At 67.7% G+C, this 23,978-nt stretch carries 23 protein-coding genes; 14 read left to right on the forward strand and 9 right to left on the reverse strand.

Going from position 1 to position 23,978, the window contains the following annotated elements; translation table 11 throughout:
• Nucleotides 1-67 precede the first annotated feature (67 nt).
• From AC2A1N_RS05190 to AC2A1N_RS05205, 4 genes are all read right to left on the reverse strand, one after another.
• Nucleotides 68-3,124 (reverse strand): TonB-dependent receptor, encoded by a 3,057-nt coding sequence (locus AC2A1N_RS05190; protein WP_484371708.1) that lies wholly within the window; start codon nt 3,122-3,124, stop codon nt 68-70.
• A 79-nt stretch (nt 3,125-3,203) separates the two neighbouring features.
• Nucleotides 3,204-4,241, reverse strand: a complete 1,038-nt coding sequence (locus tag AC2A1N_RS05195; protein ID WP_005417630.1) for a LacI family DNA-binding transcriptional regulator — start codon at nt 4,239-4,241, stop codon at nt 3,204-3,206.
• Between the two features lie 148 nt (nt 4,242-4,389).
• Nucleotides 4,390-4,665 (reverse strand): BolA family protein, encoded by a 276-nt coding sequence (locus AC2A1N_RS05200; protein WP_484371710.1) that lies wholly within the window; start codon nt 4,663-4,665, stop codon nt 4,390-4,392.
• Complete coding sequence (locus AC2A1N_RS05205; RefSeq protein WP_005417634.1) at nt 4,662-4,961, reverse strand: YciI family protein; 300 nt, start codon at nt 4,959-4,961, stop codon at nt 4,662-4,664. Before AC2A1N_RS05205 ends, AC2A1N_RS05200 begins: the two co-directional genes overlap by 4 nt.
• 374 nt (nt 4,962-5,335) lie before the next feature.
• Here AC2A1N_RS05205 and AC2A1N_RS05210 point away from each other — a divergent pair, with 374 nt between their 5' ends.
• Genes AC2A1N_RS05210 through AC2A1N_RS05220 form a run of 3 tightly spaced genes read left to right on the forward strand, consistent with a single transcriptional unit; the run spans nt 5,336 to nt 8,742 of the window.
• A complete protein-coding gene (locus AC2A1N_RS05210; RefSeq protein WP_005417635.1) occupies nt 5,336-6,241 on the forward strand; it encodes a segregation and condensation protein A in 906 nt (301 codons plus the stop codon).
• 13 nt (nt 6,242-6,254) lie between these two features.
• Nucleotides 6,255-7,130: an SMC-Scp complex subunit ScpB gene (gene scpB / locus AC2A1N_RS05215; protein ID WP_134968726.1), complete on the forward strand. Its 876-nt coding sequence runs from the start codon at nt 6,255-6,257 to the stop codon at nt 7,128-7,130.
• Entirely contained in the window at nt 7,123-8,742 is a 1,620-nt protein-coding gene (locus tag AC2A1N_RS05220) for a pseudouridine synthase (RefSeq protein ID WP_346476896.1), read from the forward strand. The genes scpB and AC2A1N_RS05220 overlap by 8 nt, the downstream gene beginning before the upstream one ends.
• A gap of 537 nt (nt 8,743-9,279) precedes the next feature.
• Here the strand turns inward: AC2A1N_RS05220 and AC2A1N_RS05225 are convergent.
• From AC2A1N_RS05225 to AC2A1N_RS05235, 3 genes are all read right to left on the reverse strand, one after another.
• Nucleotides 9,280-9,714, reverse strand: a complete 435-nt coding sequence (locus AC2A1N_RS05225) for a hypothetical protein (RefSeq protein WP_061478014.1) — start codon at nt 9,712-9,714, stop codon at nt 9,280-9,282.
• 103 nt (nt 9,715-9,817) lie between these two features.
• The gene (locus tag AC2A1N_RS05230; RefSeq protein ID WP_484371713.1) at nt 9,818-10,624 is read right to left on the reverse strand and encodes an amidohydrolase; all 807 of its coding nucleotides are present in this window, start codon (nt 10,622-10,624) and stop codon (nt 9,818-9,820) included.
• Nucleotides 10,625-10,638: 14 nt separating this feature from the next.
• Entirely contained in the window at nt 10,639-11,787 is a 1,149-nt protein-coding gene (locus AC2A1N_RS05235; RefSeq protein WP_061478016.1) for a pyridoxal phosphate-dependent aminotransferase, read from the reverse strand.
• Between the two features lie 102 nt (nt 11,788-11,889).
• Between AC2A1N_RS05235 and ccmA the strand changes: the two genes are divergently transcribed.
• From ccmA to AC2A1N_RS05290, 11 genes are all read left to right on the forward strand, one after another.
• Nucleotides 11,890-12,612, forward strand: a complete 723-nt coding sequence (ccmA, locus tag AC2A1N_RS05240) for a heme ABC exporter ATP-binding protein CcmA (RefSeq protein ID WP_423181106.1) — start codon at nt 11,890-11,892, stop codon at nt 12,610-12,612.
• The gene (gene ccmB, locus AC2A1N_RS05245; protein WP_134969234.1) at nt 12,609-13,304 is read left to right on the forward strand and encodes a heme exporter protein CcmB; all 696 of its coding nucleotides are present in this window, start codon (nt 12,609-12,611) and stop codon (nt 13,302-13,304) included. The genes ccmA and ccmB overlap by 4 nt, the downstream gene beginning before the upstream one ends.
• A gap of 43 nt (nt 13,305-13,347) precedes the next feature.
• Nucleotides 13,348-14,118: a heme ABC transporter permease CcmC gene (gene ccmC, locus AC2A1N_RS05250; protein WP_484371716.1), complete on the forward strand. Its 771-nt coding sequence runs from the start codon at nt 13,348-13,350 to the stop codon at nt 14,116-14,118.
• Complete coding sequence (locus tag AC2A1N_RS05255) at nt 14,115-14,303, forward strand: heme exporter protein CcmD (protein WP_134969232.1); 189 nt, start codon at nt 14,115-14,117, stop codon at nt 14,301-14,303. Before ccmC ends, AC2A1N_RS05255 begins: the two co-directional genes overlap by 4 nt.
• Nucleotides 14,300-14,761, forward strand: coding sequence for a cytochrome c maturation protein CcmE (ccmE, locus tag AC2A1N_RS05260; RefSeq protein ID WP_061478019.1), 462 nt, complete (start codon nt 14,300-14,302; stop codon nt 14,759-14,761). Before AC2A1N_RS05255 ends, ccmE begins: the two co-directional genes overlap by 4 nt.
• Nucleotides 14,762-16,681, forward strand: coding sequence for a heme lyase CcmF/NrfE family subunit (locus tag AC2A1N_RS05265; protein WP_134969230.1), 1,920 nt, complete (start codon nt 14,762-14,764; stop codon nt 16,679-16,681). It abuts the gene before it with no gap.
• Nucleotides 16,682-16,689: 8 nt separating this feature from the next.
• Nucleotides 16,690-17,307, forward strand: coding sequence for a DsbE family thiol:disulfide interchange protein (locus tag AC2A1N_RS05270; protein ID WP_061478021.1), 618 nt, complete (start codon nt 16,690-16,692; stop codon nt 17,305-17,307).
• A gap of 4 nt (nt 17,308-17,311) precedes the next feature.
• Entirely contained in the window at nt 17,312-17,761 is a 450-nt protein-coding gene (locus tag AC2A1N_RS05275) for a cytochrome c-type biogenesis protein (RefSeq protein WP_242893366.1), read from the forward strand.
• Complete coding sequence (locus AC2A1N_RS05280) at nt 17,755-18,744, forward strand: tetratricopeptide repeat protein (RefSeq protein ID WP_242893364.1); 990 nt, start codon at nt 17,755-17,757, stop codon at nt 18,742-18,744. The genes AC2A1N_RS05275 and AC2A1N_RS05280 overlap by 7 nt, the downstream gene beginning before the upstream one ends.
• 180 nt (nt 18,745-18,924) lie before the next feature.
• Complete coding sequence (metX, locus tag AC2A1N_RS05285; protein ID WP_242893362.1) at nt 18,925-20,037, forward strand: homoserine O-acetyltransferase MetX; 1,113 nt, start codon at nt 18,925-18,927, stop codon at nt 20,035-20,037.
• Nucleotides 20,038-20,382, forward strand: a complete 345-nt coding sequence (locus AC2A1N_RS05290) for a DUF1294 domain-containing protein (protein WP_242893358.1) — start codon at nt 20,038-20,040, stop codon at nt 20,380-20,382. It begins immediately after the preceding gene.
• Between the two features lie 77 nt (nt 20,383-20,459).
• Here the strand turns inward: AC2A1N_RS05290 and cydC are convergent, their stop codons facing one another.
• Both cydC and cydD read right to left on the reverse strand, forming a co-directional pair.
• The gene (gene cydC, locus AC2A1N_RS05295; protein ID WP_242893355.1) at nt 20,460-22,133 is read right to left on the reverse strand and encodes a thiol reductant ABC exporter subunit CydC; all 1,674 of its coding nucleotides are present in this window, start codon (nt 22,131-22,133) and stop codon (nt 20,460-20,462) included.
• Nucleotides 22,130-23,875, reverse strand: coding sequence for a thiol reductant ABC exporter subunit CydD (gene cydD, locus AC2A1N_RS05300; protein WP_242893352.1), 1,746 nt, complete (start codon nt 23,873-23,875; stop codon nt 22,130-22,132). Before cydD ends, cydC begins: the two co-directional genes overlap by 4 nt.
• Nucleotides 23,876-23,978 lie beyond the last annotated feature (103 nt).

A 23,978-nucleotide genomic window follows, 5' to 3' on the forward strand; every position in this document is an offset into this window, starting at 1 on the left:
GCCGTTCTCACACAATCGATGCCGCCGGCGGACCGGCGGCATCGGATACAGCAGCAGGCGGCGCCGCTTAGAAGCGGAAGCCCACCTCGGCCTTCACCTGGCGCGGAGTGCCGATGATGTCGCCGGTCTCGTTGTAGCTGGCCTGCAGCTTGCCGTTGGTCTTGACGTAGTTGTAGGTGGAGAAGTTGTCGAAGTTGAACACGTTGATGATGTCCAGACGGGCGTACAGCTCGGTGTTGCCCGCCAGCTTGAACGTCTTCGTCGCCTGCAGGTCGACCGAACGGTAGCCGAAGATCTTGCCACCCACCAGGAACTTGCCGGTTGCGTTGGGCACGGCCGCCTGCGGGGTCGGCAGGGTGTAGCCGCTGGCCTGCATCACCGGGTACCAGTCGTTGACGGCGGTCGGGGTGGCCAGGGTGATCTTGCCGCCGAAGGTGATGCCCCAGAAGCCCGCGTACGAACCGGTCACCACCAGGCGGTGGCGCGGTGCGCCGTTGGAGCGGATGGTCGGGTAGTCACCGATCAGGCCGCGATCGAACGCATACTTCTCGTTGATGTCGCGGTTATGGCGCGCGGTGGTCCAGGTGTAGGCGATCGAGGTGCCCCAGCCGCTTTCCTTGGTGAACGGCTTCTGTGCCGACAACAGGACCTGGGTGGCACGGGTCTTGATGCCCTGCTGGCCGATGATCAGGCTGCCGAAGCCCGGCACGTTGCAGCTCCAGGCCTGGCTCAGGCCCGGGGAGGTGCCACCACACAGGCGCGGATCATCGAAGAACTGGCCGGTCGGGTAGCGGTTGCCCAGGGTGAAGGCGAAGCCGTCGTAGCTCAGGGTGCGAGCAATGGTGGCGTCGGTCAGCCAGTCGCCGATCTGGTTGCTCATGCCCAGGCTGAACTGATCCGAGTACGGCGCCTTCAGCTTGTTGTTCAGCAGGTCCACTTCCAGGCCGGCATTGCTGGTCGCGCCGACCAGGGCCTGCAGGTTGCCGATCCCGCTGAGCAGGTTCGGGTTCCAGTCATAGCAGGCGGCCTGGCCGTTGATGCAGGCGCCGGTGGCCGGATTGCGGAAGTAGATGGTCGGCTGCGGCAGGGCCAGCTTGGTGGTTTCCAGCTGCAGGTTGTCGAACAGGTCACGGTCGTAGGAACGGCCGGCACCACCGTGGATCACGTGCTGCTCGTCGGCGTTGATGTCATACGAGAAGCCCAGGCGCGGCTGCCAGGCGTCCTTGAACGCCTTGCGGTTGTGGCCGTTGCTGATGTAGTCGCTGATGTCCAGGCCGCCCAGTGCCAGCGAATCGGCATAGGTCTGGCCAGCGGGGGCGCGCGGATCCTGCGAATAGATGGCGTCGACCACCTGCTGCGGGGTCACGAAGTCCAGATAGGACGGCGTCTTTTCGTAGTCCCAGCGCAGGCCGATGTTCAGCTGCAGGTGGTCATTGACCTGCCAGTCGTCCTGGATGAACACGCCGTACTGCTTGGACTTCGAACGCACTTCACCGGACACGCCGGTCACGCCGGTCACCGGCTTGACGAACTGCGCCTTGTACGGAATGGAATCGGGGAAGTCCGGATCGCCCAGCGAGTAGGTGAAGGTCGGATTGATCTGCGCCGCATCGGATGCGTACAGATCGATCGCCTTGTACTTCACGCCCATCTTGATGGTGTGGTCACCGGCCCACTGGATGCCATCCAGGGTCAGGTTGTCTTCGATCGACCAGCCCTTCTGGCCCTTCACCTGCGAATCCAGTGCCGAGGCGCCACCGATCTTCACGATGGTGCGGTCTTCGGGGCCGTCCGGTGCGGTGTAGGTGATGCCGTTGGCCAGCGTCAGCGGGGTCGGGTTGTTGAACGAGTCTTCGTGGGTGACCATCAACTCGTTGTAGTAGCGCTCACCACTGTGGTTCCAGCGCAGGGCATAACGACGGTCGGTGTTGACCACTTCACGGCCGGCTTCCGGCGAGGTCTGGCCACTGAACTGCGACTGGGTTTCGTCGCGGTCCTGGAAGGTCAGCTCGATGCGGTCGTTGTCGGTCGGCTCGAAGTCGATCTTGCCGAAGATCAGATCCTGCTGGAACGGCTGGCTGGCCGGGCCGAGGCCGGCGGCACCGGCCGGCGGCAGCAGGCCGGCAGCGCCGGTGACCGCGCCATCCGGCGCGATGGTGACCGGCAGGTCGAAGCGCTTGGCTTCGTAGGTCACGAAGAAGTGCGCCTTGTCCTGGATGATCGGGCCGCCCAGGGCGAAGCCGTATTCCTTCTCGGCCGAGACCATCTTCTCCTTGCCGCCCTGGCGCTCGGCCGGGGTCTTGGCACGCATGTCTTCATCGGTGTAGCGGTAGAACGCCTCACCCTTGAACTCATTGGTACCGGACTTGGTCGCAGCCGTCACTGCGGCGCTCGACACCTGGCCATACTCGGCCTTGTAGTTGCCGCTGATGACCTTGTATTCGCCGATGGCCAGCTGCGGGAACGGGTTACCGGCGCTGCCGGACTGGCCGGCCACGCCGCCGCCCTTGACGTAGCTCTTCTGGCCGACGCCGTCGATGTAGACGTTGGTGCCATCTGCATTGGTGGCGCCGCCGCGCAGCGAGGTGTTGCCCTTGGCATCGCGGGTGAAGATCAGGCCCGGCACCGCGTCAGCGAACTCCAGGAAGTTGCGCGACACCTGCGGGGTGGTCTGGATCTGCTGCAGGCTGACGGTCTTGCCAACTTCGGAGGTGCGCACTTCCTGCAGCAGGGTCGGCGCAACAACGTTGACGGTGTCCAGGTTGGTGGCCGCGGTCGAGCCCGGGCTGCTGCTGGCTGCGCCAGCGAAGTTCAGCGTCGCGGTCGAAGCCACGGTGACGGTGACCTTCTGGGTCTGGCCGTTGGCGACCACGTTGTACGTGCCCGGATCCAGGCCCATCAGCGAGTAGCTGCCGTCGGCGCGGATGGTGCCACGGCGGACGGTACCGGTGGCCACGTTGGTGGCGGTCACTTCGGTGCCGGCCTGGGCACCGGCAACCTGGCCGCGCAGGCTGGCGTTGGCCGACTGCGCCATGACGTTCGGGGCGGCAGCCAGCATCAGGCAGCTGACCAGAGCGGTGCTCAGCAGCCGGCGCGCCGGCATGCGGAAGGTGGTATGCATCATCAACTCAATCTCCGGGTGGCGGTAACCGCTTGCGCGGTCCCTGCGATCAGTCAAAAAAAAAGAAGAAACGCCTCTGGCTTCAACGGCCGGATGGCGGAGTGGTGGAATCGCGAACAATCAAGCGGGGAACCAGGGTCTGCTTGTCCCCTGCCCCATCCGTGGAGGTGCCGTCCATCAACTGCATCAGACGCGTCATGGCCCGGTCGCCGAGCTCGGCGATGCTGACCTGCATGGTGGTCAGCGACGGGTGGACGAAACGCGCCAGTGGAATGTCATCGAAACCCGCCAGGGCCACATCGGCCGGCACACGGACCCCTGCCTGCGTAAACGCATACAGGCAGCCCAGGGCCATCATGTCGTTGGCGGCGAATACGGCATCGGGCAGCGCTCCGGCTGCCAGCAACTCCTGACCGGCACGATGGCCGGAAGCTTCGTCGAAATCACCGGGCAACTCGATGCCTTCGGCGCCACCGCCAGAAGCCGCCAGCGCGTCACGGAAGCCGCGCAGGCGCTCGCGCGCGTCGAAGTTGAGGTCCGGACCAGAAATGAAGGCAATGCGGCGGTGGCCGGCATCCAGCAGGTGGCGGGTCATCGCCATTGCACCGGCGTGGTCGTCGATGCTCAGCACCGGGTGGTCCTGCCCGGGCAGATAGGTGTTGATCAACACCGTCGGCAACGACTGCGGCAGGTTGTCGGTCAGGAAGCCCGGACTCTCGGCATAGGGCGAAAGCACCAGCAGGCCGTCGACGCGGCCGCGCATGGCACGCAGGGCGGCGCCCTGCTGTTCCTGGTCACCGTGGTAGCTGGACACCAGCAGGTGCTGGCGGCGGTTGCGGGCCACCCCGTCAATGCCGCGCATCAGCTCGGAAAAGAATTCGCCGTACAGGTCAGGCAGCACCACGCCCACCGTATTGGTGCGGCGGCTGCTCAGGCTGCGGGCGGCGGCGTGCGGTGTGTAACGCAGCCGTGCGGCCACCTCCAGCACAAGCTGGCGGACCGGTTCGGCGACATTTTCATGCCCGTTGAGCGCGCGGGAAACCGTGGCCACGGAGACCCGGGCTTCGCGTGCGACGTCTTTGATTGTGATAGCTGCCTTGTTCACGAAGCCGCCCTCCACGGCTTGGACCTACCAGCATTGGCGCGGAATGTAAGCGTTTCCATCCAGGCTTGTAAACAGTCCGTTAGGCGAATGTCCCGAAATGGACATGAAAATCTGTCCGTGGCCAGACCCGCAGGGACCGGCCAGGACAGTGCGGGACAAGGACTCAGCCCTGTTCTGACGGGGTCTGTGCGCGGATGGACAGCGCGTGGATATCGGTCTCCATCATCGACCCCAGCGCGGCATAGACCGCGCGATGTCGGGCCAATGGAGCCAGCCCTGCGAAGCGCTCACTGACCACATGCACGTTGAAATGGCCGCGCCCGTCGCGCGCACCGGCATGGCCGGCGTGACGATGGCTGTCGTCCTCGATCTCCAGCACGCTCGGCGCCAGCGCCTGCTGCAGCGCACCACGGATCCGCTCGATCCGTTCCGCGTTCACGGCAGCACCTTGCGGAACGGGCGGACCTGCACGCGGGTGTAGACGCCTGCAGCCACGTACGGGTCGGCATCGGCCCAGGCCTGGGCCTGCGGCAGCGACTCGAACTGCGCGATCACCACCGAACCGCTGAAACCGGCCGGGCCCGGGTCTTCACTGTCCACCGCCGGGCACGGCCCGGCCAGCAGCAAGCGTCCCGCGTCGCGCAGCGCATGCAGCCGCGCCAGATGCTCCGGCCGCGCCTGCAGCCGCTGCGCCAGCACATCCTGGCCGTCATACCCTTCGATCACATACCACACCGGCATTTCCTCGCTTGCGTTGTCGGGTCCGCCGATTCTAGCCAATGCAGCCCCTGCCCCGGTCCGGCTGGACACTGGCGCAGCAAAGGCTTACCCTAGACTCCATTGCACGTGGCTGGATGCAGCAGCCCGTCGGTTTCTGCGGCCACGCAGCCCCCGGCGACAGATCCGCTGCTTCAAACCGGACCACCTGGCCGGGCCACGTAGACGACCTCCCCGTAGTTCTGTCGCTGCCGTTTACTGCGGCGCGTCCTGCTGTTTGATATGTGTGGAATCGCGCCGATCCCGGCGTGTCTGGTGCCCTGGGGCTCCGTGGCGTTGGCCCGGCGAACCCGGTGCCGCGACTGGTCCGTTGCAATCCTGATGTCCATTAGATGACTTCCGAACTCGCGCTCGACGCGAACCCGCCAACCCGGCCGCCCGCCCCCCAGCAGCAGGAAATGCCGCTGGCCGTGGTGCATGGGCAACCGGTCCTGCAGATCCCACAGGACCTGTACATCCCGCCGGACGCGCTGGAAGTCATCCTGGACGCCTTCGAAGGCCCGCTGGACCTGCTGCTGTACCTGATCCGCCGCCAGAACCTGGATGTGCTGGACATTCCCGTGGCCGAAATCACCCGGCAGTACGTGGAATACATCACCGTGATGCGCGAGCTGCGCTTCGAGCTGGCGGCCGAGTACCTGGTGATGGCCGCGATCCTGGCCGAGGTGAAGTCGCGGATGCTGCTGCCGCGCCCGGTCAGCGAGGAAGGCGATGAGGCCGACCCGCGCGCCGAGCTGGTGCGCCGGCTGCAGGAGTACGAACGTTTCAAGCAGGCCGCCGAGGACATCGACGCCCTGCCCCGCCAGGACCGCGACACCACGGTGGCGCATGCCTTCATGCCCGAGCGCGCCACGGTGAAGCTGCCGCCGCCGGTGGACCTGAAGGAAATGCTGCTGGCCCTGCACGACGTGCTCAAGCGCGCCGAGCTGTTCAGCGGCCACGCCATCAAGCGCGAAGCACTGAGCGTGCGGCAACGCATGGGCGAAGTACTGGGACGCCTGGAAGACGGCAAGTTCTATCGTTTTGAAGGGCTGTTCACCGCCGAAGAAGGCAAGCTGGGCGTGCTGGTCACGTTCCTGGCGGTGCTGGAACTGGCCAAGGAACAGTTGCTGGACATCGTCCAGGAAGAACCGCTGGCGCCGATCTACGTGAAGTCGCTGGCCGCTGGAAACACCAACGCGCCGCTGCAGTTCAGCAGCGAGTTCGACGACAACGACGCCGCCAATGCCAACGAGTGAGCGCTGACTGCCGATGGATCAATCGCTGATCGACCGCATTGTCGAGGGTGCCCTGCTGGCCTCCAGCCAGCCACTCACCCTGGCCCAGCTGAAGGACCTGTTCCCGGAAGAGGAACCGGCACCGCCGGGCAGCATCGAACGTGCGCTGGAGCGCCTGCGCGAGGCCTGCGAAGGTCGTGGCGTGGAACTGGTCGAGGTCGCCTCCGGCTTCCGCTACCAGGTCACCAGCGAAGTACATGGCTGGATCAGCCGACTGTGGACCGAACGCAAGACCCGCTACACCCGTGCCACCCTGGAAACCCTGGCGCTGATCGCCTACCGGCAGCCGATCACCCGCGGCGAGATCGAGCAGGTGCGCGGCGTGGCGGTCAGCAGCAACATCATCCAGGCACTGGAAGAACGCGAATGGATCCGCGTGGTCGGCCACCGTGACGTGCCCGGCAAGCCGGCGCTGTTCGGCACCACCAAGGGCTTCCTGGACTACTTCGGGCTGAAGCGGCTGGACGAACTGCCGCCGCTGTCGGAACTGAAGGACCTGGGTGAGCTGGAACCGCAGCTGGCCCTGGACCGTGATGCACCGGCCGTGGCCGGTGCCGAGGGCCCGGACATCTCGGCCGGCGCCGATGGCGTTGCCGCGAACGATGACGCCGGCCTGGCCGGCGGTGACACCCCCGATTCCGCCAATGCAGCCCCTGCATCGGCCTCCGATGAGCAAGCACCTTCGCCCCTCGATGATGGGCACCCCGATTCCGCGCCGGGCGAGCGCGCGGTGCCAGTGAACGAACGCGAAGACAACGCCGTCGCGATGACGACCGTGGCTGTTGACCAAGCCGATTCCGAACCAGAGGCCGACCTCGAAACCGTCGGCCGGAGCAAAACTGATGAGTGACACCCCCCGTAACAAGCTCTCGCTGAAGCGCGAAGCCACCTCCGAACAGTTCAAGCTGGAAGAGCGCCTGCACAAGGTGCTGGCCCAGGCCGGCCTCGGCTCGCGCCGCGCGCTGGAACAGCGCATCGCCGAAGGCCTGGTCAAGGTCAACGGTGAAGTCGCGCAGACCGGCATGTCGGTCAAGAGCGGCGACAGGATCGAACTGGATGGCCGTGGCTTCGTCGCCACTGCCCTGGCCGAGCCGTCGCGCGTGCTGGTCTACAACAAGCCGGAAGGCCAGGTGACCACCCGCGAAGATCCCGAAGGCCGCCCGACCGTGTTCGAGTCGCTGCCGCCGCTGAAGGGCGCGCGCTGGATCGCCATCGGCCGCCTGGACATCAACACCACCGGCCTGCTGCTGGCCACCACCGACGGTGAGCTGGCCAACGCCATGATGCACCCGTCGTTCGAGGTCGAGCGCGAGTACGTGGTGCGCGTGCGTGCACCGGAAGGCGAGGAAAAGGTCTCCGACGCCATCGTCGACCGCCTCAGCCGTGGCGTCGCACTGGAAGACGGTCCGGCCAAGTTTGATGAGATCGAACGCATCGGCGGCACCGATTCCCACGACTGGTTCCGCGTCGTGGTGAAGGAAGGCCGCAACCGCGAAGTGCGCCGCCTGTGGGAATCGCAGGGCTGCCAGGTCAGCCGCCTGAAGCGCACCCGCTATGGCAAGGTGAGCCTGCCGCGCGAACTGGCCCGTGGCCATTCGGTGGAACTGGGCACCGCTCAGGTGGAAGCGCTGCGCGCCCAGCTGAAGCTGGAAGAAGGCGCACCGTCGGCACTGACGCTGCAGCCGGTGATCGGCCAGCGCCGCGCCGCCAAGACCACCGTGCGCGTGCGCGAAGGTGGCCGTGGCAACGCCTACGTCAACGGCCACAACACCGCCGACGAAGGCCGCGAGCTGCGCCGTTTCGACAACGTCCGCGAAGACCGCGGCCGTGGTCGCGGCGGCAAGGGTGGCGGCTTCAAGGGCGGCCTGACGGTCAGCGGTGAAGCGGCGGCCAAGCAGTCGCAGAAGCCGTTCAAGCAGCGCCCGCCGAAGAATGATCGCTCGCTGCCGGAAGGCAACCCGGCCGCGTTCCGTACCTGGTACGTGCCGGACGGCGTGAGCACCGGCCCGAGCGGCCATCGCAACGCCGGTCCGGGCGCACGTGGCCCGGGTGCCCGTGGTCCGGGCGCGGGCGGCCAGGGCCGTCCGTACGGCAAGCCGAAGGGCCCGGGCGCCGCCGGCGGCCAGGGCCGTGGCGGTTTCGGTGGTGAAGGCCGTGGCGGCGCAGGCGGCCAGGGTCGTCCGGCCGGTGCCGGCAACCGCTCGCAGGGCCAGGGCAACAAGCACCCGTACGGTCATCCGGGCAACGCCCCGAGCTTCCCGTCCGACCATGCAACCCCGGGTTTCAACCCGTATGGCAGCCCGAAGCCGGCACAGGGCGCCCGTCCGGGCGGTCGCGGCCCGGGCGGTGGCAACCGTGGCCCCGGAGGTAACCGCGGCCCCGGCGGTCCGGGTGGCAACCGTGGTCCCGGCGGCAACCGCGGCCCGGGCGGCCCGCGCCGTAGCGGCCCACGCGGCGGCTGATCACAGGCCACGCTGAAATGAGAAACCCCGGCCCAGGCCGGGGTTTTTCTTTGTCTGTTGGGTCGATCCGTTGGCAGATCCACGCCATGCGCGGATGAAAAGCGTGAGCTAGGAATTCTTTGAAAACGTGCAATTAGTGCCATAGGTCGACGCGAGCAACGCGATGAACGCCTATCGTGAACCCTCACCCGCAACATGAGGCATTGACGATGGCGTGGTACACCGAAGCAGCGCACCTGCAGGCAGAGAAGGTCACACAGGTATGGACTGACACGCATGGCCCGGCCGAGAAGGTCCAGACGTCAGGCATCTATCGGTGCAAGGGCTGCAAGCGTGAAGTGACGTGCAACAAGAACGATCCATTCCGCCCCAATCCCATCACCAGCACGCGCCCCACGAAGGCGACATCCGCTGGAAGCTGATCGTGCGCACCAACACCGACGGCATCTGATACAAAAAGGGGACGGAGGGGATTAAGTCGCTTTTGCCTCAAAGGGGCGAAAGCGACTTAATCCCCTCCGTCCCCTTTTTTTGGGATCAGCGACGGCTGATGGTGAAGGCGGCGCCGTCCACGCCCAGGTCCCAGCCCTTGCCGGTACCGGACAGGGCCAGCGAGATGTCACCCTTGGTCATCACCTGCGCGTTGCTGGACTTCACGGCACCCGCATGCGCGCCAACCGAGGCGTAGGTGCCCAGCAGTTCGTTGACGCTGACGGCGCCAGTGAAGCTGCCACGGCCATTGGTGATCTTCGACTTGCCCACGGTCAGGCCGCCGCCCTTCACTTCGATACGTACCGGCATGCTGGCGCCATTGCTGCAGGTGACGGTGCCGTTGCCGGAGGCGGTCTTGTAGATCAGCGACCAGCCGGACAGGTTGTAGCGCAGCTGGCAATCGAGATTGCCGGCAGCGTGCGCAGCCGGGGCCAGCGTTGCAGCAGACAGGGCCAGCAGCACGGCGAAAGGCTTGTTCATGGCAGGACTTCCAGTTCGGTCGGACTGACGGCAAATCTAGCAGCGCGCGCGTGCACGTTGGATGCAGGCGCGCGCGCTGGTGCGGCATTGTTCAGGCCGTGGCTCAGGCCTGTTCGTCCAGGTGGAAGGCATCGGCATCGAGCATCGCCGGGAAGCGCGCGCGATGTGCGGCCAGGGCATCGGCCGAGATGGTGGTGGTCACCACCTGTTCGCGTTCGCGGATCTCCACCTGCGGCTGGCCAAGGAAGTCGATCACCGCGCTGTCGCCGGCGTAGTGCAGCTGGTTGCCGTCCACGCCGACGCGGTTTACCGCCGCCACGAAGCACAGGTTCTCGATCGCGCGCGCGCGCAGCAGGGTCTTCCACGCATAGGCGCGCGCCGACGGCCAGTTGGCCACGAAGATCTGCAGATCGAAGTCCAGCTGCTGCGGACGCTCGACGTTGTAGCGGTTGCGGCAGAACACCGGGAAGCGCAGGTCGTAGCAGACCTGCGGATTGATCCGCCAGCCCTTCCATTCCACGCTCAGGCGCTCACGGCCGGCGGCATAACGCTCGTGCTCGCCGCCGTAACGGAACAGGTGGCGCTTGTCGTAGTACTCCAGCGTGCCATCGGGCGTGGCGAACAGCAGGCGGTTGTAGACGCCTTCGCCATCACGCAGCTGCACGCTGCCGATCACCGCCGCGTTCAAGGCCTTGGCCTGCTCGCGCACCCAGGCCACGGTCGGGCCGTCCATGCCTTCGGCCTGGGCAATGGCCTCGTTGGAGAAACCACTGGTGAAGGTCTCCGGCAGGATCACCAGGTCGGTGGTGCCGGCCAGCGGTGCCAGCAGCGCGCCGTAGTAGGCGCGGTTGCCGGCCGGGTCGTGCCAGCGGGTGTCGCCCTGGACGAGGGAAATGCGCAGGTCCTGCATGTCCATGCCTCCGCTCACAGCAGGCGCAGGCGTTCGATCGCCGCGTCCATGGTCGCTTCGTTCTTGGCGAAGCACAGGCGCACCAGGCGCTGGCCGGCCGGCGGAGTCTCATAGAACGGCGACAGCGGGATGGCGGTCACGCCCTTCTCGATGGTCAGCCACTTCACGAACTCATGGTCCGGCAGGTCGCTGATGGCCGAGTAGTCGACCAGCTGGAAGTAGCCGCCCGGTACCGGCAGCGCCTTCAGGCGGGTGCTGGCCAGCTGCTCGCGGAAGCGGTCGCGCTTGGCCTGGTAGAACGCGCCCAGTTCCAGGTGGTGTTCCGGCTCATCGCGGATCATCGCGGCGAAACCGTACTGCGCCGGGCCGAAGCTGGTGAAGGTGTTGTACTGGTGCACCTTGCGGAACTCGGCGGTCAGCGCCGGCGGGGCGATCGCATAGCCGATCTTCCAGCCGGTGCAGTGGTAGGTCTTGCCGAAGCTGGAGATCACGAACGCGCGCTCGCGCAGTTCCGGGTAGCGCAGCGCTGACTCATGGCGACGGCCGTCGTAAATGATGTGCTCATACACTTCATCGGAAATCAGGTAGATCTGCGTGCCGCGCAGCAGTTCGGCCAGCGCCTGCATGTCCTGCGCCGACAGCATCGCGCCGGACGGATTGTGCGGGGTGTTGACGATCAACATGCGGGTGCGCGGGGAGATCGCTGCACGCACGCGATCCCAATCGACGGCGAAGGTCTGCGGATCGAGCGACACATGCACCGCCTTGGCGCCGGCCAGGTCGATCGCCGGCTCGTAGCAGTCGTAGGCCGGGTCGAGCACGATCACTTCCTCGCCCGCACGCACCACGGCGTGGATGGCGTTGAAGATGGCCTCGGTGCCGCCGCTGGTGACGGTGATCTCGCTGTCCGCATCCACCTGCGCGCCGTAGCAGTCCAGCGCCTTCTGGGCGATGGCCTGGCGCAGCGGGGCTACGCCGGTCATCGGCGGGTACTGGTTCAGCCCGGCGGCCATCGCCCTGGCCGTCTCATCGATCAGGCGCTGCGGCGCGGAAAAGTCCGGGAAACCCTGGCCCAGGTTGACCGCGCCGTGTTCGGCGGCGAGCTGGGACATCACGGTGAAGATCGTGGTACCGACCTTGGGCAGCTTGGTGGTGGGTTGCATCGGCCTGGACTGTGGGGAACGAGGCCCAGAAGTGTACGAAATCCGCGCTGCGACTGTGGGTTCAGCCGGTAGCGCCGGGCCATGCCCGGCGGCTCTTTGCATATGCCTTGCGGCCGCCGGGCATGGCCCGGCGCTACCGGGACAGCATTCACCGCTACAATTGCGACCGCACTCCGGCATGAAGACCCCTGCCCCTTGAACACCCCTGCATTGCTGGCCGCCAGCGGCCTGAGCTTCTCCCGCAATGACGAGCCGGTGTTCGGCCCGCTGGACTTCCATGTGGACGCCGGCGAAGCCCTGCTGGTGCAGGGTGGCAACGGCGCCGGCAAGACCACCCTGCTGCGCGTTCTGGCCGGCCTGGCCCGGCCCGGCGCCGGCCAGGTGCGAATCGATGGCAAGCCCGCCAGCAACGCCGAGCGTGCGCGCTATGTCGCCTATCTCAGCCACCTGCCGGCGCTGAAGCCGGACCTCGGCACGCTGGAGAACCTGCACTTCCTGTGCGGCCTGCACGGCCGTCGTGCGCGGCAGATGCCCGGCAACGCGCTGGCCATCGTCGGCCTGGCCGGTTACGAGGACACTCTGGTACGCCACCTGTCGGCCGGGCAGAAGCGGCGGCTGGCACTGGCGCGCATCTGGCTGTCGCCGGCGCCACTGTGGCTGCTCGACGAACCCTACGCCAACCTCGACCTGGAGGGAATCACCCTGGTCAACCGGATGATTTCGGCGCACCTGCGCGCCGGCGGCGCTGCGCTGGTCACCACCCACGGCGCCTATGCCGCACCGCCGGTGCGCACCCGCCAGCTCGACCTCGGCGGTGCCGCATGATCGCGCCGGGCACCGAACCAGGCCTGTGGCAGACCGCAGGCGCCCTGCTCAAGCGCGACCTGCGCCTGCTCTGGCGCCGACGCGGCGACGCGCTGCAACCGCTGCTGTTCGCGGTGCTGGTGGTGGTGCTGTTCGCGCTGGCCCAGGGTCGTGAGCCACAACTGCTGGCCGCTACCGCCGGCGCGGTGCTGTGGCTGGCCGTGCTGCTGGCGGGACAGCTGTCGCTGGATTCGCTGTTCCGTTCCGACGCCGAAGATGGCTCGCTGGAACAGTGGCTGCTGGCGCCGGTGCCGCTGGCCTGGCTGGTACTGGTGCGCGTACTGCTGCACTGGGCCACCACGGCACTGCCGTTGATCGTGGTCAGCCCGCTGCTGGCCGAAATGCTGCATCTGCCGCATGACCAGCTGCCGATGTTGCTGGCATCGTTGCTGCTGGGAACGCCGTTGCTGAGCCTGATCGGTGGCGTGGTCGCTGCACTGACCGTCGGCATCCGGCGCTCTGGTATTCTCGTGGCGTTGCTGTCGTTGCCGCTGTACGTGCCGGTGCTGGTGTTCGGTGCAGGCGGCCTGGCGGCAGCCGGACGCGGGCAGGATCCGGTCGGTGCGCTGCTGATGCTGGGCGCCGGCCTGCTGGTCGCGCTGGTGCTGGCGCCGCTGGCCACCGCCGCTGCAATACGTATTTCTCTGAGTTGACCGAGCTGAGAGCCAATCCACCCCTGCTGGATAGCCGCCACGCATGAATCCGATTGTCCGCTGGTTCCACCAACTCGGTTCGCCTCCCACGTTCGACCGTTTCGCTGCCCGCTGGTCGCGGGTGTTCTACCTTGCAGCAGTGCCGGTGCTGCTGGTCGGCATGTGGCAGGCGCTGCTGGTGGTGCCGCCGGAAGCCAAGCAGCTGGACAGCTTCCGCATTCTCTACATCCACGTGCCCAGTGCCTGGATGAGCCTGTTCGTGTTCGCGCTGATGGCGCTGTATGCCGCGATCGCGCTGATCTGGCGGATCAAGGTCTGCGAGATCCTGGCCATGGCCTGCGCGCCGATGGGCGCCGGCTTCACCCTCATCACCCTGCTGACCGGCAGCATCTGGGGCAAGGGCACCTGGGGCACCTGGTGGGACTGGGACCCGCGCATGACCAGCGAACTGGTACTGCTGTTCCTGTACCTGGGCGTGATCGGCCTGTACCACGCCATCGAGGACCGCCGCAGCGCTGCGCGCGCCGCTGGCCTGCTGGCCATTGTAGGTGTCAGCCTGCTGCCGGTGATCCGCTATTCGGTGGACTGGTGGGGTGGCCTGCACCAGCGCCAGTCGATCAACGTGTTCGGTGAATCGGCGATCAGCAGCGCGATGATCGCGCCGCTGTGGTGGATGGTGATCGGCACCAAGTTCTGGTTCGCCGGTTCGGTGCTGGCCAAGGCCCGCGCCGACAATCTCGACCGCGAGGCCGGCAAGGCCTGGGTCGGCGGCCGTGTCCATGCCGCGCGCGCCTCACGGGAAGCCCAGCCATGACCCACCTGCCCTATGTGATCGGCGCCTACGCCGTATTCGTGCTGGTGCTCGGCGCCGATGCCCTCGGTTCGTGGCTGCGCCTGCGCGTGGCGCGCCGGCTGGCACTGGCCCGCCAGCAACGGCAGCAGACCCGCGCTGGCAGGCAGGACGCGGCGACGCCGCTGTCGACGGAGCTGGAACGATGACCCCGGTGCAGCGTCGCCGCCTGGTGTGGGTGCTGCTGGCCCTGCTCGCCTCCGGCCTGGCCACCGCGCTGGTGGCGATGGCGCTGGAGCGCAACATCGCCTACCTGTACACCCCTTCGGAAGTGCTGCGCGGCGATGTCGATGCACAGTCGCGTTTCCGCTTGGGCGGCATGGTGGTGAAGGGCTCCTTCAACCGCCCGGTCGGCTCGCTGGAGGCGCGCTTCGACGTGACCGACGGCGATGCACAGCTGGCGGTGACCACCTCGCGGATCCTGCCGGACATGTTCGCCGAAGGCACCGCGGTTGTCGCCAGTGGCCGCCTGCAGGACGGTGTCTTCGTCGCCGACGAAGTGCTGGCCAAGCACGATGAGAAGTACGTGCCGAAGGAAGTGGCCGACAAGATGGGCGATGCCCATCGCAAGCACGACGTGCCGGTGACGGCCCCCGAGGTACGCTGAGTGCTGCCCGAACTGGGTCAGATCCTGCTGTTGTGTGCGTTGCTGGCCTCGCTGCTGCAGGCCGGCCTGCCGCTGGCCGGTGCGCATCGCAACAACGCGGCATGGATGGCGGTGGCGCGGCCTGCCGCCTTCGCGCAGCTGCTGCTGTTGGCCGGCGCCTTCGCGGTGCTGACCGCCGCGTTCGTGCAGCAGGATTTCTCGGTGCGCTACGTGGCCGAGAACTCCAATTCGCTGCTGCCGCTGATCTACCGCTATTCGGCGGTGTGGGGCGCGCATGAGGGCTCGCTGCTGATGTGGGCGCTGGTGCTGGCATTGTGGACCGGCGCGGTGGCGCTGTTCTCGCGGCACCTGCCGGCACCGGTGCAGGCCCGCGTGCTGGCAGTGATGGGCGTGGTCAGCGTCGGCTTTCTCGCCTTCCTGATCTTCACCTCCAATCCGTTCCTGCGCCTGAACCCGGCGCCGCTGGAAGGCCGCGACCTCAATCCGCTGCTGCAGGATCCGGGGCTGATCATCCACCCGCCGATGCTGTACATCGGTTACGTGGGCTTTGCGGTGCCGTTCGCGTTCGCGGTGGCGGCATTGCTGGAAGGTCGCGTGGATGCGCGCTGGCTGCGCTGGACGCGGCCGTGGACCAACGTTGCCTGGGGCTTTTTGACCCTGGGCATCGCACTGGGCAGCTGGTGGGCCTACTACGAGCTGGGCTGGGGCGGCTGGTGGTTCTGGGACCCGGTGGAAAATGCCAGCTTCATGCCGTGGCTGGTCGGTGCGGCACTGATCCATTCACAGGCCGTGACCGAAAAGCGCGGCACCTTCGGCAGCTGGACCCTGCTGCTGGCGATCGCCGCCTTCGCGCTGTCGCTGCTGGGCACCTTCCTGGTGCGCTCGGGCGTGCTGACCAGCGTGCATTCATTCGCCGCCGATCCTTCGCGCGGCCTGTTCATCCTGGTGTTCCTGTCAGTGCTGGTCGGTGGCAGCCTGCTGCTGTACGCGCTGCGCGCCAGCCAGCTGAGCGTGGATGCCGATGATCCGCGCCGTGGCTTCACCGCCACCTCGCGCGAGACCCTGCTGCTGGCCAACAACCTGCTGCTGGCCACCGCCTGCGCGATGGTGCTGCTCGGCACGCTGTACCCGCTGCTGGCCGATGCGCTGTCGCTGGGCAAGATCTCGGTCGGTCCGCCCTACTTCGGCAGCCTGTTCCTGCTGCTGATGGCACCGATGATCCTGTTGCTGCCGTTCGGCCCACTGGTGAAATGGCAGCGTGACCAGCCCTCGCGCGCCTTCGCGCTGCTGGCACCCTGGCTGGGCCTGGCAGTATTGCTGGGCGCGCTGGCCTGGTGGCAGGCACCGCAGAATGGCTGGAAGGCCGGTATCGGCGTCGCCGCTGCGGCCTGGGTCGCACTCGGCACCGCACGCTTCGTCTGGCAGCGCCTGCGCGGCAATGGCCGCTTCACCGCCGAGATGCTCGGCATGATCGTCGCCCACGCCGGCATCGCCGTGTTCCTGGCCGGCGCGCTGCTGGTGGAGGCGCTGAACGTGCAGCGCGAAGTGGCGCTGGCGCCGGGCCAGCAGCTGGTGGTCGGTCGCTACGAAGTCCGCTTCGAAGGCGTGGACCATCGCGAAGGGCCGAATTTCATCGCTGATCGAGGCCACCTGCGGGTGTTCCGCAACGGCCGCGAGCAGGCCCTGCTGCATCCCGAGAAGCGCCAGTACGCCAGTGGCGGCCAGGTGATGACCGAGGCCGGCATCGATGCACGCTTCGACGGCGACGTCTACGTGGCATTGGGCGAGCCGCTGGGCAACAATGCATGGGCGGTCCGGGTGCACATCAAGCCGTTCGTGCGCTGGATCTGGCTCGGCGCGCTGCTGATGGCCCTGGGCGGATTCATCACCGCCGCCGACCGCCGTTTCCGTCGTCCGTAGGAGTTCCCATGTCCGAGTCCCCCGCCCCGCGCCCCTCCCGCCCGCTGCCGCCGGTAGCCATCGTGATCGGCGTGCTGTTCTTCTTCGGTCTGCTCGGGCTGATGATCTATGGGGTGATGAAATCGGGCGACCCGCAGCGCGACGTGCTGCCGTCGGCGCTGATCGACAAGCCGGCGCCGGCGTTCGCGCTGCCAGTGCTGCATGACCCGGAAATGATCGTACACAGCGACGAGCTGCGCGGCGCGCCCTATCTGCTGAACGTCTGGGGCAGCTGGTGCGCGGCCTGCCGTGAGGAACACCCGGTGTTGACCCGCTTTGCCGAGAGCAAGCGCGTGCGCGTGATCGGCTACAACTGGAAGGATGATCCGACCGACGCGCTGCACTGGCTGGAACAGCTGGGCAACCCGTTCATGGTGGTGCTCAGTGACGTCGAGGGCCGCACCGCGATCGACTGGGGCGTGACCGCCGCACCGGAGACGTTCCTGGTCGATGGCAGTGGCATCGTGCGCTGGAAGTACAGTGGCGCGATGACCCAGCGCGTGGTCGACGAGAAGCTGATCCCGGCACTGGAGAAGATCGAGAAGGCCCAGGGCAGTGCCGGCAACACCCTGCAAACGGCGCCCTGAACCCATGCGCTGGCTGCTGGCGTTGCTGCTTCTGATGGTGCCGCTGGCCTCGCTGGCCCAGCAGCCGCTGCACGATCCGCAGCCGCTGCAGTTCCGCGATGATGCCGAGGAACGCCGCTTCCATGACCTGGCCGCGCAGCTGCGCTGCGTGCAGTGCCAGAACCAGTCGCTGGCCGATTCGAACGCGCAGATCGCCCAGGACCTGCGCCGCGAGGTGCTGCAGCTGATGCAGCAGGGCCACGACAACGCACAGATCAAGCAGTTCCTGGTCGCCCGATACGGTGAGTTCGTGCTCTATCAGCCGCCGTTGCAGCCGGGTACCTGCCTGCTGTGGGGCGGCCCCCTGGTGGTGCTCGCCGCCGGTGCACTGGTGGTGCTGGGCATCGTCCGCCGGCGTGGACGCAGCGTCAGCGCGGCGCCGGCCGGCAAGGCCGATGAAGGAGACGAATGGTGAACCATTGGCTGCCGGTGCTGGCCGGCCTGGTTGCTGCGCTGATGGCAGCACTGGTGCTGTGGCCGTTGCGCCACCACGGTCGTCGCGGTTTCGTGGTCGTCGTGTTCGCACTGGGCGTGGCCGGTGCCTGCCTGTACCTGCTGGTCGGTGATCCGCGTGCAGCACAGGTACAGCCGACGCCGTCGGTAGCCACCCTGCGCGATGGCGTGCAGGCCCTGCAGGATGCACTGAAGCGCGACCCTCAGCGTGCCGATGGCTGGGCATTGCTCGGGCGTTCGCAGGCCGAACTGGGCAATGCCTCAGCTGCGGCAGACGCCTTCGCGAAGGCCGCCGAATTGGCACCGGATGATCCTGGCGTGCTGGTGGAAGCCGCGCAGGCGCGCGCGCAGGCTGATGCCGGCAAGCAGTTCGATGACACCGCGATGGCCTGGTTGCAGCAGGCACGTACACAGGCCCCTGACGCCGAGCGCGCCAGCTGGCTGCTGGGCATCGCCCTGCGCCAACGCGGAAAGAACGCCGAGGCTGCGGACGTGTGGAGCGGCCTGCTGCCGCGACTGGAACCGGGTGCCGCGCAGGCGCTGCAGGCGCAGATCGCGATTGCCCGCGAGGCCGCCGGCCAGGCGCCCGATGCTGGCGCCGCGGCGCCACCGGCGCTGCTGCAGGTGCGCGTGCAGCTGCCGGCACTGAACAACGCCGAGTGGCCCGCCAGCACCCAGGTGTTCGTGCTGGCCCGTGCCGTCGGTGGCCCGCCGATGCCGGTGGCCGCTCGCAAGCTGCCGCTGAGCGGATTCCCGGACACGGTCGGGCTGGGCGACGGTGACAGTCCGATGCCAACCGCACCGCTGTCAGCCCATCGCGAAGTGGAAGTACTGGCACGCATCTCACGCACCGGCAGCGCCAACCGCAGCGAGGGCGACCTGCAGAGCGTTCCAGTGAAGGTAAGCCTGCCGCATGAAGGCGTGGTGGAACTGCGGTTTCCCTGACTTGTAGAGCCGAGCCCACGCTCGGCTGCGATTGGGTTGCCGGCGCCCGCCAGCCGAGCATCGGTTCGGCTCTACAGCAGATCCACGCCATGCGTGGATACGACGGTCCGGTCCGCGTCCACCCGCTGCTGGAAACCAGCGTGTCGCCAGCTCCACATGCCGCCCCGCTAGAATGCCTGCATGACCGAATTCATCCCGCCCGGCACCCGCTTCCACGCCCTGCCTTCGCCGTTCCCGTTCAAGCGCGGTGGCGCCCTGCACGGCGCGCGCGTGGCCTACGAGACCTGGGGAACGCTGGCGGCCGATGCCAGCAATGCGATCCTGATCGTGACCGGCCTGTCCCCAGACGCGCATGCAGCGGCCAACGAGGCCAACCCGGCACCGGGCTGGTGGGAAGCGATGGTTGGCCCCGGCAAGCCCATCGATACCAACCGCTGTTTCGTGGTCTGCGTGAACTCGCTGGGCAGCTGCAAGGGCTCGACCGGCCCCGCTTCGCTCAACCCGGCCAACGGTCAGCCCTACCGCCTGGACTTCCCCGAGCTGTCGATCGAAGACGGTGCCCGCGCCGCCGTCGACGTCGTGCGTGCACTAGGTATCGAGCGGCTGGCCTGCGTGGTCGGCAACTCGATGGGCGGCATGACGGCCCTTGCCATCCTGATGCTGCATCCGGGCATCGCGCGCAGCCACGTCAACATTTCCGGCAGCGCGCAGGCGTTGCCGTTCTCGATCGCGATCCGCTCGCTGCAGCGCGAGGCGATCCGCCTTGACCCGCGCTGGAATGGCGGCCACTACGACGATGCCGAGTACCCCGAGTCCGGCATGCGCATGGCGCGCAAACTGGGCGTGATCACCTACCGCTCCGCGCTGGAGTGGGATGGCCGCTTCGGCCGCGTGCGGCTGGATTCGGACCAGACCGACGACGATCCGTTCGGCCTGGAATTCCAGGTGGAAAGCTATCTGGAAGGCCACGCACGGCGCTTCGTGCGTTTCTTCGATCCCAACTGCTACCTGTACCTGAGCCGCTCGATGGACTGGTTCGACCTGGCCGAGTATGCCGACGGCGACGTGCTGGCCGGGCTCGCAAAGATCCGCGTGGAGAAGGCGCTGGCGATCGGCGCCAACACCGATATCCTGTTCCCCGTGCAGCAGCAGCAACAGGTTGCCGATGGCCTGCGCGCCGGCGGTGCCGATGCGCACTTCATCGGCCTGGAATCGCCGCAGGGCCACGACGCCTTCCTCGTCGATTTCGAGCGTTTCGGCCCGGCCGTGCGCGGCTTCCTCGACGCGCTGTAAGTGGCGTGGCGGCGTAATCTCGCGCTGGCTGCCTTCGGCGCGTTGATCGCGCTGATGATCAGCGGCGTGCTGCCGCTGTGGCTGGGCGGCTGGTGCGTGCTGGCCAGCGCAGTGTCGTTCGGCCTCTATGGCCATGACAAGCGCGCGGCGCAGCGAAAGCAGTGGCGGATTCCCGAGCGCACCCTGCAGCTGCTGGCCTTTGCCGGTGGTTGGCCCGGCGCGCTGCTGGGCCAGGCGATGTTCCGCCACAAGCACCGCAAGGCCGCGTTCCAATGGGTGCTCTGGCTGTGCGTGCTGGCCAACGTGGCCTCGATCGCGGTACTGCTGCGCGAGTTCTCGCGATAGCCAACCTGTAGAGCCGAGCCCATGCTCGGCTGCCTCTGCTCTACAGTAGATCCACGCCACGCGTGGACATGCCTCGATCAGAGTTCGCGGATCAACACCCCATCACGCAACCGGTACTGCGCATCGACCACGCCTTCGGGCAGGTCGTCGTGGGTGATCATCAACAGGCTGCGCCCGTCCAGCAACCCGGAGAGATCGTGCAGCAGCGCACGTGCGGTATCCACGTCCAACCCTTCGGTTGGTTCGTCCAGCAGCAGGATCGGCGCGTTGCGCAGCAGCGCCCGCGCCAGCGCCAGCCGTCGCGCCTGGCCGGCCGACATCGTCGCGCCGTTCTCGCCCACCCAAGCCTGCAGGCCCCCGTTGCGCTCGGCCCAGTCGCCCAGGCGCACGCGACGGAGGACCGCCCACAAGGCGGCGTCGCTGGCATCGGGATCGCCCAACCGCAGGTTTTCTGCCACGCTGCCGGCAAACACCGGTGCGTTCTGTGGCAGCCACGCCAGTTGCTGGTGCCACTCAGCCTGGGCGACGTCGCGCAGATCGCGGCCACCATAGGTGATTCGCCCCTGCTGCGGATCCCACAGCCGCAGCAGCAGGCTGGACAGCGTGGTCTTGCCACTGCCGCTGTCGCCGCGGATGGCAATGCGTTCGCCTGGCGCCAGGGTCAGCTGGAGACCGGACAGCACCGGCCGCGCCGCGCCCGGCCACTGGAAATGCACATCGTCCCAATGCACGCGCGCGGCTTGCGGCACCGGCTGTGGCACTTGCGGATCGTCCACCGTCGGCGGTTGCTCGACGATCGCCTGCAGGCGATCTGCGGCAATGCGCCCGGACTGCAGCGACTGCCAGGCCAGGCCCATGCCGGCCCACAGTTCAATCAACGCCACGGTCAGGAACACGAGGCCCGCCGCCATCTCCGGCGCGATGCGCTGCCGTTCGGCGGCGTGCAGGGCCAACGCCAGCATCGCCACCAGGCCCAGCCCGGCCACCAGGCCGTGCAGGGTCGAGGCCGCGATCAGGCGCCAGCGACGGCGGCGGTCGCGCGAGACCAGCAGCTTGGCTGCCACGCGTACCTTCAGCTGCCACGCGGCATCGGCATGCAGCGCGGCCAGATCTCCCGCCCCTTCCAACCCTTCAAAGGCCGCGGTGCGCAATGCGGCGCGATGCGCGGCGCGGTCGGCTTCTTCATCATCGTGGCCACGCACGCCCAGCCACGGCACACCGAAGGCGATCAGCAGCGCCAGCACCGCCAGCAGCACTGCCGCCGACGGCAGGATCAGCGCCGCCGATGCAACCGCCACCACCGACAGCGCACCCAGCGCCACCAGCGGCCCGATCGCCCGTACCAGCAGGCCATCCACTTCGCCGATGTCGCCCAGCAGTCGCGCCAGCAACTCGCCGGTACGCGTAGCCCCCAGCCGTGCCGGCGCCAGTGGCAGCGCGCGGCGGAAGAACCAGACGCGCAGATCGCGGGCGATGCGCAGGGTGGCATCGTGGCCCACCAGCTTTTCGAAGTAGCGCGACACGATGCGCGCCATGGTCAAGCCACGGATACCCGCAGACGGCGAGAAGAAATTGAATCCCTGCCCCAGGCCTGCGGCACCGGCCAGCGCGGCCGCAGTGAGGAAACCACCGGACAGGCCCAGCAATGCAGTGCCGGCCAGCATCGTGGTCCACAACAACAGGATCGTCAGCAACAGGCGCGGACGATGACGCAGGAACACCGCGCGCAGCGAATCAGGCGAACGGCTCATGCGCGCACCGCCTGTGCCGGTTCCACCAGGCGGCCTTCCGGCAACAGCAGGCAACGATCGGCCCAGGCGATCACCGCCGGGCTGTGGGTGGCGACCACCACGCTGCGGCCACGTGCATATGCGGCCAGGCTGCGCAGCAATGCCGCTTCGGTATCGGCATCCAGGAACGCGGTGGGTTCGTCCAGCAGCAGCACCTGCGGATCACGCAGCAGAAGGCGGGCCAGGCCGATGCGACGCGCCTCACCACCGGACAGGCCGAAGCCACGTTCGCCGATCACCGTATCCAGCCCCTGCGGCAGGCGCTGCGCAAACTGCAGTACCTGCGAAGCCTCGGCCACCGCGCGCAGGCGCGCATCGCTGGCGCCGGGATCGGCCAGGCGCAGGTTGTCGGCGATGCTGCCGTGGAACAGGTACGGACGCTGGCTGGCATAGGCCACCTGCACGCCGGGACGCACCTGCAGCTTGCCGGCACGCGGCGGCAGCCAACCGGCCAGCGCCTCCAGCAACGTACTCTTGCCGGACCCGCTGGGACCGACCAGGGCCAGGCGCTGGCCCGCTTCCAGCAGCACGTCCAGATCCTGCAGCACATCGTGCGGCGCGCCCAGCGGACGCAGCACCAGACCCTGTGCCCGCAGCGGCGGCAGCGCGGCCTCGGCCGGCTCCACCGCCAGCGGCGCAGCTTCGTTCTCGATCAGGCCCTGCTCATCGGGCAGCGACTGCAGCAGGCGCTCCACCTCGGCAGCGGCAGCCAGCGCATTGGCACGGTCGTGGTAGTGGGCGGCCAGCCGTCGCAGCGGCGCATAGAATTCCGGCGCCAGCAGCAGGCAGAACAGGCCCGCCCCCAGCGTCGGTACCGTTGCATGCAACGACATCATGCCCAGATAGCTCAGCCCGAGGTACAGGGCGACCATCGCCACGCTGACCGAGGCGAAGAACTCCAGCACCGTGGACGAGAGGAAAGCGATGCGCAGAACCTTCAGGGTACGCACGCGCACGCCTTCGGCAGCCGCCTCGATCCCCTCCAGCTCAGCCTCGCCGCGGCCATACAGGCGCAGCAGGCCCAGGCCCTTGATGCGGTCGGCGAAATGGCCGCTCATCCGCGCCAGCTCACCCAGCTGCGCGCGGCCGGCCGCTTCGGCCCCCCAGCCCACCAGCATCATGAAGAACGGTACCAACGGTGCAGTGAACAGCAGGATCAGCGCCACCACCCAGTCGACCCAGGCTACGGCGGCCAGGATCAGCAGCGGCACCACCACCACTTCGGTGCGTACCGGCAGGAAACCGCTGTAGTAGCTCTCGATCGCATCAGCGTGATGCAGCATCAGTTCGCCCAGTTCGCCGGTGCGGCGCTGGCGCAGCCACAGCGGCCCATGGCCAAGCAGGCGTCCGAACACGCGTTCACGCAGGGCCAACCGCGCGGCATCGGCCACATCACCGGCGGCGGCCTGGGTGGCGCTGCCCAGCAGCGTGCGCGCCACCAGGATCGCCGCCAGACCGCCCAGCACCGGCAACCCCGAGGCCAGCGGCGCGCGCTCCACCAGCACCTGCTGCACCAGCCAGGCGATGGCGGCCGCCTGGCCGATCAACAGGGCACCGGACAGGCTGATGCACAGTGCCGCCAGCTGCTGGCGGCCTCGGGCGGAATGGGCCAGATCGGCCAGCCACGCCGCGCGGACACGACGCTGGCGGGCAGTTTCGGCCTCCGGGGACAGGGCGTCGGGGGTGGTTTCGGCGGCGCTCAAGGGGTCTTCACGGGCAACGGGGGAGACACGGCATTGTAGGCGCAGGCAATGGCCGACCTCTGCGGCCAGCGGTCGCAGTCTTCATCGGGTTGGCATACGATCA

The organism is Stenotrophomonas maltophilia group sp. SKK55 (assembly GCF_057179845.1).